This is a genomic window from Wolbachia endosymbiont (group B) of Melanostoma mellinum (assembly GCF_947251465.1).
Classification (GTDB): domain Bacteria; phylum Pseudomonadota; class Alphaproteobacteria; order Rickettsiales; family Anaplasmataceae; genus Wolbachia.
The window spans coordinates 815,743-827,177 of record NZ_OX366366.1 but is presented as its reverse complement, the minus strand read 5'-3'; the positions used below and the strand labels follow the sequence as shown (position 1 = coordinate 827,177).

Below are 11,435 nucleotides of genomic sequence, written 5' to 3'. Positions count from 1 at the left end.
TAGGAAGTTTTTAATAGTTTATATAATCATAAAAGCTATTGCAAACATCAAAATTTCTTATAACATCAGAGAATAGGTTATTTTTTAGTAAGAAATGAGCGAATTGGCAAAAAGCACTAGGGAAGATATAGAAGAAAAAGTAAAGAAGATTATACTAGAGCACATCAGTAAGGATGTAGAGGGATTTAGTAGTTCTTCAAAGCTTTCAGACCATGGCACAGATAGTTTAGATGCAGTTGAAATAATCATGGCAGCTGAAGAAGAATTTGGTATAGAGATTCCTGATGAAGATGCACAAAAAATGGAAACTATGGAACAGATAGTTGAATATGTAGTAAACAAAGCAAACAATTGATGTTGAATGAGCAGAAGAGTAGTAGTTACCGGTGTTGGCTTAATTACTCCACTAGCAGCAGATGTTAATAACACCTGGTCAAAGCTGAAAGAAGGTAAATCTGGCATCAAAGCAATCAATACAGATAGGTTCGACTCTTCTGATCTTGCTTGTCAGGTTGCAGGGCAGGTGCCTGTGCAATCCGATAACATTGAGCACTATTTTAATCCACCAGATTATATTTTTGAAAAAGACCTAAAAAGAACAGATCGTTTTATTCACTACGGAATTGCAGCAGCTGTTCAGGCAGTAGAAGATTCACTAATTTTGGAAAATAAAAATATTAATAAAGAGCGAATAGGTGTAGCTATTGGTTCTGGTATAGGTGGTCTTCCATCAATTCAGGAAAATGTAATTACCATGCAGGAGAAGGGGCCTAGACGTGTTAGCCCATTTTTTGTTCCTGCAAGTCTAATAAATTTGATATCTGGTCATATTTCTATTAAATACGAATTTATAGGTCCAAATGACTCAGCGGTAACTGCATGTGCAACAGGTGCGCATGCGATTATAAACTCAGCAAGAGCTATAAAACTCGGTGAAGCTGACATTATGATTGCAGGCGGAGCAGAAAGTGCGTTATGCAGAGTTGGAATTGCAGGTTTTGCATCGATGAAGGCGCTATCAACTAAATTCAATGATAAGCCTGAAGAGGCCTCAAGGCCATGGGACGAAGAACGCGATGGATTTGTCATGGGCGAAGGGGCAGGTATATTAGTTCTGGAAGAATATGAACATGCAAAAAAAAGGGAAGCAAAAATATATGCAGAACTCACTGGATATGGGTTAACAGGAGATGCGCACCACATCACAGCACCACATCCAGAAGGAAGAGGCGCACTTAAGGCAATGGAACTTGCTTTAAGGAGTGCACAAGTAAGCCCAAGTCAAATTGGGTATATCAATGCACATGGGACTTCAACAACACTTGGGGATAAAGTTGAAGTAATAGCAATGAAGCAGTTATTCGGTGACTATGCCTATAAAATACCTGTTTCCTCGACTAAATCTTCTATAGGACATTTACTTGGTGCCGCAGGAAGTGTTGAAGCAATATTTAGTATCCTTGCATTAAACAATGGAATTGTTCCACCAACTTTAAACCTACACAAACCTTCAGAAGGGTGTGATTTAAATTTTGTACCACTTAAAGCTCAAGAGCATAAAATTCAATATGCGCTTTCTAATTCATTTGGTTTTGGTGGTACCAACGCGTCTCTCATCTTTGGAAAGGTGTAGTTAATTATGCTATTTTGAATCGACTACGAAAATGTCATTCGAGTAGCTGAAACTGGAATCCAGTTAAATTGGTCAGCATAAAAGTAATGTTGAAATATAACATTTTGATGATGATGAAGAAATGGATCCCAGTGTCAGCTACTCGAATGACAGAAGAAGAAAAAGCAAAATTTTGCCTTTTACCGCTAACCTATTATACTTACTTGATAAGTTCTATCGCTTGATTAAATGCATAAAATATTAGTAAGAAGTAACCATAAGCCCTTGATTGGAAAAATCAAGATTAATGGTTCAAAGAATGCAGTCTTGCCAATAATGGCGGCAAGCTTGTTTAGTAATTCTTCAATAACTTTGCATAACGTACCTGATTTAATTGACGTGCATTTGATGTCTGAGCTGCTTAAGAGTCTTGGTGCAGAAGTAAATTTTATATGCAATAAAGACTATAAAGCAAATCACACTTTGGAAATTGACTGTAGCAATATCAATAACTATTTAATATCACATAAAATTGCAAGCAGACTGCGAGCATCTTTTTTAATGCTAGGTCCAATGCTCAGCAGATTTGGTAGAGTTTCAACAGTATTTCCTGGTGGATGTAATATTGGAAAACGTCCTGTTGACATGCATATCAAGGCACTCGAAGAAATGGGAGCTAAAATTGAAATTGATAGCTGTAATATAACTGCAACAACAAAGGGGCAATTGCAAGGCAAAGAAATAACATTTGAAAAAGTAAGTGTTGGTGCAACAGAAAACATAATCATGGCAGCAACACTTGCAGAAGGAGTAACAACAATAAACAATGCCGCAACGGAGCCGGAAGTTCTTGATTTAATAGAGTTTCTGAAGATTATGGGTGCCAATATTGAAGTTAATAATACAAAAATCACAATAGAAGGTGTTGAAGCATTAAATGGGTGTGAGCATAAAATAATACCAGATCGCATAGAGGCCGGTACTTATGCTTTGGCTGCTATCATTACCGACGGCGAGCTAAAGTTAGAAGGAGTAAGTTTGTCTGATATAGAATGTATTGCAAATGAATTGAAGACTATAGGAGCCAGAGTTGAGTTACATGATGATGGTATTATTATTTCTAGAAAAAATGGCTCTATTAAATCTGCTCACGTTGCAACAAATCCATATCCCAACTTTCCCAGTGATATGCAACCACAACTCATGTCTGCAATGTGCATTGCAGATGGAATATCAATCATTGAAGAGAACATTTTTGAAAGTAGATTTGCACATGCAAATGAGCTAAGAAAATTAGGCGCTAATATCAGCATCGAAAAAAGTAAAGCTACTATAAGTGGAACAAAGAGCCTATCTGGAGCTAATCTGCATGCTAATGACTTAAGGTCAACAGCAGCTTTAATTCTCGCTTCTTTGGTAGCTAAAGGAGAAACTACAATAAATAACTCACATCATTTATGGAGAGGATATGAGGCAATGCACGAAAAACTCAATTCATGTGGAGCTGATATCTCTGTTTCATCTTGAGAATATATTATGAATGAGACAACTAAGCGAACTACAGTAAAAGAGATAGATAAAATTCTATACGAAGAACATAAGGTGTTAGATCATGGATTTGTTCGAGTAATTGATTATATGGGCTCTGATAGCGCCATAGTTCAAGCTGCTCGCGTTTCTTATGGAAAAGGAACGAAACAGATAAATCAAGATGAAGCGCTTATAAAATACTTGATGAGACATCATCATACAACTCCATTTGAAATGTGTGAAATTAAGTTTCACGTGAAACTTCCAATTTTTATTGCAAGACAGTGGATAAGACACAGAACTGCAAATGTGAATGAATATTCCGGAAGGTATTCGATACTTGATAATGAATTTTATATACCAGAACAGGTTGCAAAACAATCTGATAATAATAAACAAGGCAGCGGTGAAGCTTTTGACTCAAGTACTTCAAAAGAAATAATAGATTCTCTAATAAATGATTCTAATTTAGTATATTCTCATTATGAGAAATTTATTGAACAGGGCCTTGCAAGAGAAATTGCCCGAACTAATCTAACACTTAATTACTATACTCAGTTTTATTGGAAAATAGATTTACACAACCTTCTTCACTTTTTAAGGCTTAGAGCTGATAAGCACGCCCAATATGAAATTAGAGTCTATGCAGAAGTTATGTTGGACATAGTAAAGAAATGGGTCCCGCTGGCCTATAATGCTTTCATTGAATACTCCTTAAAATCAGCCTGTATTTCAAAAACTGGTCTTGAAATAATTCGCAAGCTAATAAAAGGAGAAAATGTTACGAGAGAAGAAAGTGGTATTGGTAAAAGAGAATGGGATGAGTTGATGTCTATACTTTGTAAATAACCAAAAAGATCAAGATATGTACGTTCACAGACTTGCAGGTGTGAACAACAATTGATTCATGCCTTTATCAACTGATATATCAATTATTTTTGAATTTGTTCTTTCTGTTATTTCATAAAGCTTTTCAGCTTTCTTTAACATCAGTGTTGCATTTCTAAGCGTAATAAAAATTTCGCAATAATCTGGAGAATTTTCAACATACATATTATATGAATAATGGTTTACAGCAAGTTCTATTGCCCTACAAACTTCCTCTAATGTAAAATTAGCAACTCCTGTATCAGGACAAAAGCCAATCGCTCCTTTACTAGGATCAAAAAATATGTATTTATCATTCTCTGCTTTATATACCAACATAGAATGAGCAATATTCTCGTCATCTTCATCATCTGTTCCATTACAAGCATAACAAGAAAAACTAAATTCTAAGTAGCATCCTATCTTCACATCATTTAAAGCACGTTTGATTTGTTCTTGATTAGTATAGACCCATACCTCTGTTGAAGATAAATCGTTACATGCTTGTTCATATATCGTCTCATCATAAAATGGATCTCCTTCTCGCCTTTCAATGCTCTGAACATCGAGAACAGGTAAGAATTGCAATAAAAACTGCATCATTAATAACTCAATCGTTTGTTCTTTTCTTCCATCAATATAGTCCATAAAATCTTGTTCAGATATAATATTACCAGACTCGAGGAATTGAACAAAATCTTTCCTATTCTCTAATCTTATAAAGGTAATAAAGTAATTTAATGGGTGACATAACCCTTCTTCAGGGTCAAAATCTAAAATTTCTTCAAATCTACTTTTTAATTGTCCAATTCCAGATATGCTATCTGACATGAAATCATTCAAATGAAATTGAATGGCTTGCTCACTTTCAAATAATTTATTATATTGTTCTTCAGCTGATAAATCTGGCGCTTTATATACATATCTACCATTTTCTCTACGTATACCTTCTATATCTTCAACGATACCACGTTCTATATTTTTACTGATAGCAATTTCTTTATTTCCTTGATTCCTTATATTAGTAAATAAATTTAAAAATTCTACAATTTGCTGCTTTGAAAGTGTTTTCTCAACCTCTCCATCTTTAATTTTAGAAAACACTCTAATTTTAGCATTCTCCTTGTCAGTATAGACTTTTAATACAATAGATTGAGCAATGCGATTAAGATATTTTGGCATATTGGTCATTAAGATATTAACTATATATCTTAATAATAGTATAACCTACACCACTTGTCAATTAATATATTAGTAAATTAGTACTATTTATTATATAAAAAAGTAAATTACATAGTGGATGGTCAGTGCTTAACACTGGAATCCAGGAATTTTGATTCTAAATTTGGTATTGATTTTAAATTAAAATAAATGTTTGTGATGAGATTATATGAAAAACTGGATCCCAGACTGGGATGAAAAGAGAAGGAAACACTGGGATGAAAGAAGATGAAACCACTGGAACGTTTATTTTTGAAAGTAAATTGCATAGCAGATGGTCAGTGCTTGACACTGGAATCTAGTTTCACCTTATGATGGTGTTATTCAAGTAGCCTCTATCCAAGTGCCCCTTTGGTGTCATCAGAGTAGCTGACACTGGGATGGCTTTGTTGCATAGCACCTTAAGCAGTGATGGTTTACGACAAATTTATGTAATGATTTCAAATTTAGCCATACCAATATCAGTGAATTTATTAAGCAAATAGCACTTAATTAGTAATTCTTTTTCACGATTTACTTCAGATTTATTCCTAAACAAATACTTGCTTCAACCTTGAGAAAAATCCTTCTATATAAGATCTTTTCCCATAATGTACTTCCTTTTTCCACTCTTTTACACCATCTTGTCCATATAATTTTATTAACCTAATAGCAGCATTTCTGTCAGACATATAATCTATTTTTGAATGTTCTGCTGCATCCTTTTTTGGTAGAACTTTTGTCTTTATATCGTATTTCTTACACAATTTATAAAGTTTTTGCCTATCGTATGCCCTATCTGCATATAATGCTTTTATTTTGTGCTGAAAATTAACTTCTTCAAGCAAATCGCAAGTGGTCAGAGTAGACGCCATTACTGTATCTTGCAGCTATAGCTTTTTTACTATTCACACTTAACATAACATGTAACTTTCTTACTTGCTCGTAGCTTCGGTACTTTCTATCTGCACTGTTTTCCTTACTGTGGCCAGGAGTGTTACTGTAAATTTGTGCTATCTATGATAATTTCAATATTTTCCATGTTGCTTTTATCAATCCTGCAATCATTTATCTTAATATTAAGTTTTTTTTGATGCTTGTGAATAGCTGCAAATTTTTTCCTATTTGTTGCAGATATCCTTTTACAAACCCTACCGTTTGTCTTAAGCCAATTCTAAAAAGATTAACGATTATATGCACCAAAATCACAACTTTATCACTATAAATATAGTTGCCGCCCTGCATTTTTGGACAATTCTCGTACCAATTTTCGATAGCTTCATCGATGTAACGAAAAATATTCCCCCTTTTTTCAAGCAATTTGTTATATTCGTTTTGGTTACTGACTTTCATTTTCTGTGGCATATTTTTTCTTCAACAGTTAAAAAGCCCACTGGGATCCAACTAAGTTACTTTACAACGTTTTTCGCACAAAAGGACTGGATTCTAGCGTCACGCGCTAGAATGACATCAACTTTTGAATTCCAGTTATGCAAGAAATCTATTCATTTGAAACTTGTTTGAGAAACGTAGCTATAAAAACCGCAGGTACCAGTTGGTTTTTATTAGCTAAAGTAAAGGTCAAATATCTGGAATTCTGGACATAAAATCCCCCTGTAAAAAAGATTAGAAAAAAATGCAGTGCACATACGACAGATATACACTGAAGAATACATTTTTAATAAGTTTGATTAAAAAGTCTGCAGACTAAAGATAGATTTTGAGCTCTTAAAATATCTCTATTTGTAATTATAATGAGATTGAAAATATGCGGAAGTAATTTTTTGTGTCCGCTTAGCAGGGTGGCAAAATAAGATAGACAGATACACTTTTGCGTCAAAACGCTCCTCAAATGTATCAACTCGGTCCTGTGATTCCTTCTCCACTAATTTGTTCAGTAGCTGGAATACCTAATTTAGTACGTGGGTTCACTTCGTGAACTTTCTTATTAACTATTTCTTCCACTTTCTCTATTTCATTATTACCACTTGCCATAATTTCAGGTTGAAAATTCTCCATAAGCTCCTCAAGTTCTTTCTTATCTTCTATATGAGTACTCTCACCTTTTGCTATAAGCCTTGCCATTTTCTCTTCTGAAAAATTTTGAATAATTCCATTCTTTACTAACTCTTGTATAGCAGATACCGTCTTGTCAGTCAACAAGAAAATTATAGAAATTGAATCTTAAGCTGTATTACGAAATCAAAAAATACTTTCTATCAACATATACACTAACCAACTACATTAAATAAATTTGTGTAAAATGCTATTTTACATAAGATAGAAAGTACGCATTTTTTGATTTTAAAGTACTAAATTCTCCTCCAACCGCTTTGCCCTGTAATTCTTGATATGGTCAGGATTAAAAGCACTTTTGGATTTTAGAACACCGAAAATGATATGGAGTAGCTTACGCATTGCAGCACCAACGATAGCCATATTATGCTTACCCTTTTCCTTTAATCTCTGGCAAAAACTAATAATGATAGGATTGTGATTCTTAGCTACTATAGCAGGAAAGAAAAGTGCTTTACGTAATGTTTGTGAACCGGATTTACTTAATCTGGGTTTGGCATATACAGAGGAACCTGACGTCATATTTCGTGGTATAACTCCTGTATATGCTGCCAATTGCCTGGCATCTCTAAAAACCTCTATGTCAGGAACTTCAGCTAAAATAGCTATTGCTGATTCTTCTCCTATTCCTGGAATAGTCAATAGAAGTTGAAAATTTTCCAACAATTCTTTATGTTGATTTAATAGTTCACGTACGGAGTTTTTTATTGTTTCTATTTTTTGAGCTATATTCATTGCAAGGTCTTCCCAAGCACTTGCAACTTCTTTAAGCAGTCTCTCTTTTTTTTCTAAGTGGTTATTTACTAATGTTAACTCATCTTTTAACGCAACTGAGCAACGATAAAGATGTTTTAATTTTTTCATTTCAGGAGAAGGTGGTGTCCAACTAGAAGGTTCCTGTCTTTGGCAATAATCAGCAATAACTTCTGCATCGGTCTGATCATTCTTTTGTCGTATCAGCTTACTCCTTGCATAAGATTTTATGCAATAAGGATTTACAACACTAACAGAATGTCCAGCGTTGTGCAGAAACTCAGCCAAAGCTTCGCTATAACAACCAGTAGCCTCCATGCAGGCTTTTACTTCTTCTACATTATGTTTTTGTAGAAAGCTAAGTAAACCTTGAAACCCAGAATCCTCGTTTTTAAAACTCCTTTTTCTAGTTTCACATCTTCCTTTTTTGCTTATGAACGAGAGAAAAACATCAAAGCGATCTTTCGATACATCTATACCTAAAAAGTTGTTGATCATATATAACCCCATGCGTTACCATTAAAAATGAAAAGTAAGGCTAGTCTTGTGAATACAGAATTAGAACCATTTAGGTTTTTCTACGATACCGTCCAGCCTGTACTCTTGAGAAGAGAACTCTTATCTACCTTACAGATTTTATATCTAAGACCACTGACAGAGTTCTTCTCTTCTCCATCTAATGCTTAAGCTTAAAACATTAGATGCTTTTTACAAGATACAAGACCATTGACGGAAAGAGATGGTGCATTAACACCGTTTGTAAAAAAACTGCTAGAGGGAAGGCGAGATAGAAAACCATTTGTCAGCTGAAAGCGAAAAAAACAACCGAAGAAATTCAAAGACTTTACGGACAAGTATTTGAACTATTGACACCAATAGATAGGGAAGGAAGCTTTGAGCCACAAGTAGTCAGAAAAAGGCAAACAACCGAACTTGAAGCAAAGGTTTTAAGTACATATGCCAGTGGCATGGTATATAGAGATATAGAGTCGCATGTAGAAGAGATATAAAATATCTGTAGCGGAGATATCAAGTATTACTGATAAATTATTGCCTGTAATAAATGAGTGGCGTAGTCGTCCACTGCAATCAGTGTATCCAATAGTGTTTATGGTTTTTTAAGGTCAAAGAAGACGGGCATTGCGTAAGTAAATATATGTAGAATATATTAGCAGAATGAAAGGAAAGAAGTTTTAGGTTTTTATATAGCAGAAAGTGAGGGAGCTAACTTTTGGCTAGGGATGTTAAATGACTTAAAAGAGAAAGGAGTAGAAGATATCCTGATTGTATGTGTAGATGGGCTAAAAAGCTTTCCTAAAGCAATAAACAGTGTATTTCCTAAAGCAGAAATACAACTATGTATTGTACATCAGATAAGAAATTCACTGTATCCGTTCAGAGGTGTGGCAAGGATAAAAAACAATTGACATAATATATTAAAGTAGTAATAACACAAAATGTTGATAGTAAAGTAAGGCTAGATGCTTCAATTGTTGATCAGTATTGTAGAGTTATGTAAAAACTTAGAGCAGAAAGTAGCAAAGCTTGAAGAAAAAAATAAAATCTTAGAAATAGAGAATGCTGAACTAAGAGAGAGACTCGGCTTAAACTCAAGGAATTCATCTTTACCAAGTTCAAAAGAGCTGTACAAAATAAAAAAAGACACACCAGAAGATAAGTCAGAGGGCGGCAGGAAGATAGGTGGTCAAGTTGGACATAAGGGGAATTGCCGAGCTAAAATGGAAGCAGATGAGGTGGTGAAGGTAGAGTTACCAAATAGATGCGAGTGTGGTGAAGAAATCGCAATATCGGAAAAACCATATGTCTATCAAAAAGTTGATTTACCAGAAATTAAGCCTTACGTAGTTGAGTATCAATTAGAACATGGTCGCTGTCGTAAATGCGGAAAAAGAAGGAGTAGCAAATTACCAGAAGGAGTTACACCGGATACCTTTGGTCCTAGAGTTAAGTCAGTAGTTGCATCACTAAGTGGGTTTTATAAGAATTCAAAGCGAGAAATAGCGAATATTATGAAAGACATCTTTAACATGAGTATAAGTGTTGGTAGTGTGTCCAATAGTGAAGCAAGGGTTTCGTCAAAATGTAAAGAAGCCTATGAACAAATAGAGGAAGAAATAAAAGCAAGCGAAATTTTGCATATTGATGAAACCAGTCACTACAACAAAGGCAAATTGGGATGGTGCTGGATGTTTGCCAACAATAAAGCAAGTCTTATGAAGTTAGCAGATACAAGAGGAATGAAATTTTTAAAGAATAGTGCATTTTGTGATTACAAAAACCTGGTAATTACTGACAGATATGCAGTTTACAACCACTTCAGTGATGAAAAACGACAAATTTGTTGGGCTCACTTATTGAGAAATTTCGAGAGGTTATCTCATAGTTGGAATAGTGAAGTAATGAGACTTGGCCATTGTTTAAAAGACGCAGCTAATGGATTGTTTGTATTAAAAAACGCTTTGTCAGAAAATGAAATTAGTATTTCAAAGTTCACTAAGCAAGCTAAAGAATTACGAAGATACATACAGTACTGCATGATAAAAATATCTTATATACTTGAAGCAAAAGGAGCTTCACGAACGGTAAAGGGTATTATAAAATCCGAGTCAATGATGTGGACATTTTTGGATGACCCAGAGAATATTCCATTAACGAATAACCATGTTGAGCGACAGATACGGCATTATGTTGTCTATCGTAAGAATTCATATTTTGCACAGTCAGAGCGAGGGAATAGATTTCTTGAGCGGATAATTTCGTTGTATCTGACTTGGAAACAAAAGGAATTAAACCCTTTTCAAAACCTGCTAGCTGTTGTTTCTTAAACCACACCTCTGAACGGATACAATTCACTGAAATATGCATCGAGCAAAGATGTGAAAATTTTCATGAATGATTTGAAAAAAATATACCGTGCTGCAAGTAGAGAAATTGCCGAAAATTATTTGCTTGAGCTAGAGGAAAAATGGGGAGAAAAATATCCGTTGGTTTTGGAAGAATAATTGGGAAAATTTGTCTAGTTATTTAAAATATTCTGGCCCTATAAGAAAGTTAATTTATACCACAAATCCTATTGAGGGACTACATAGACAGATCAGAAAATTTACTAAAACTAAGGGCTCATTTACTAGCACAAATGCCTTGTATGAACAGGTATATTGTGCTATAAAAAAGGTAAGAGAAAAATGGGCTATGCCTATACATTATTGGGCTTTAACTATCTCTCAACTTAATATCTTTTTTTCTTGTAGGTTAAAAATTGAGTTGAATTAAAAATGCGGTTTGACACAGTTTATTTAACACTCCCTTTTTGAAAGTTACAGATCGCTAAAAATATTTAAACAACTAATTTTTATAACTTTGTACCAATAAAACT

Annotated in this window: 8 protein-coding genes and 3 pseudogenes; 7 read left to right on the top strand and 4 right to left on the bottom strand. The window is 34.3% G+C overall.

Annotated features, from left to right (window positions below; translation table 11 throughout):
- Positions 1-94: 94 nt before the first annotated feature.
- From acpP to thyX, 4 genes are all read left to right on the top strand, one after another.
- Positions 95-355: an acyl carrier protein gene (gene acpP, locus OPR42_RS03805; protein WP_064085853.1), complete on the top strand. Its 261-nt coding sequence runs from the start codon at positions 95-97 to the stop codon at positions 353-355.
- A gap of 6 nt (positions 356-361) precedes the next feature.
- A complete protein-coding gene (gene fabF / locus OPR42_RS03800; RefSeq protein ID WP_015588005.1) occupies positions 362-1,633 on the top strand; it encodes a beta-ketoacyl-ACP synthase II in 1,272 nt (423 codons plus the stop codon).
- A 228-nt stretch (positions 1,634-1,861) separates the two neighbouring features.
- Positions 1,862-3,139, top strand: coding sequence for a UDP-N-acetylglucosamine 1-carboxyvinyltransferase (gene murA / locus OPR42_RS03795; RefSeq protein WP_265041867.1), 1,278 nt, complete (start codon positions 1,862-1,864; stop codon positions 3,137-3,139).
- Between the two features lie 9 nt (positions 3,140-3,148).
- Entirely contained in the window at positions 3,149-3,991 is an 843-nt protein-coding gene (gene thyX / locus OPR42_RS03790; RefSeq protein WP_265041866.1) for an FAD-dependent thymidylate synthase, read from the top strand.
- 24 nt (positions 3,992-4,015) lie between these two features.
- On the opposite strand, the gene OPR42_RS03785 is transcribed toward thyX, so the two are convergent.
- The 4 genes and pseudogenes from OPR42_RS03785 to OPR42_RS03765 all read right to left on the bottom strand — a co-directional run bounded on the left by OPR42_RS03785 (position 4,016) and on the right by OPR42_RS03765 (position 8,536).
- On the bottom strand, positions 4,016-5,191 hold the full coding sequence (locus OPR42_RS03785) for a hypothetical protein (RefSeq protein WP_265041865.1): 1,176 nt from the start codon (positions 5,189-5,191) through the stop codon (positions 4,016-4,018).
- A gap of 466 nt (positions 5,192-5,657) precedes the next feature.
- A pseudogene (locus OPR42_RS08905) lies at positions 5,658-6,574 on the bottom strand (IS5 family transposase).
- Positions 6,575-7,066: 492 nt separating this feature from the next.
- Complete coding sequence (locus tag OPR42_RS03770; RefSeq protein ID WP_265041863.1) at positions 7,067-7,369, bottom strand: hypothetical protein; 303 nt, start codon at positions 7,367-7,369, stop codon at positions 7,067-7,069.
- 144 nt (positions 7,370-7,513) lie between these two features.
- A complete protein-coding gene (locus OPR42_RS03765; RefSeq protein ID WP_264375440.1) occupies positions 7,514-8,536 on the bottom strand; it encodes an IS110 family RNA-guided transposase in 1,023 nt (340 codons plus the stop codon).
- A 219-nt stretch (positions 8,537-8,755) separates the two neighbouring features.
- On the opposite strand from OPR42_RS03765, the pseudogene OPR42_RS03760 reads away from it, so the two are divergent.
- The 3 genes and pseudogenes from OPR42_RS03760 to OPR42_RS03750 all read left to right on the top strand — a co-directional run.
- A pseudogene (locus OPR42_RS03760) lies at positions 8,756-9,426 on the top strand (IS256 family transposase); the annotation flags it as partial.
- A 105-nt stretch (positions 9,427-9,531) separates the two neighbouring features.
- Positions 9,532-10,884, top strand: a complete 1,353-nt coding sequence (tnpC, locus tag OPR42_RS03755; protein ID WP_264330462.1) for an IS66 family transposase — start codon at positions 9,532-9,534, stop codon at positions 10,882-10,884.
- A 21-nt stretch (positions 10,885-10,905) separates the two neighbouring features.
- A pseudogene (locus OPR42_RS03750) lies at positions 10,906-11,332 on the top strand (transposase); the annotation flags it as partial.
- Positions 11,333-11,435 lie beyond the last annotated feature (103 nt).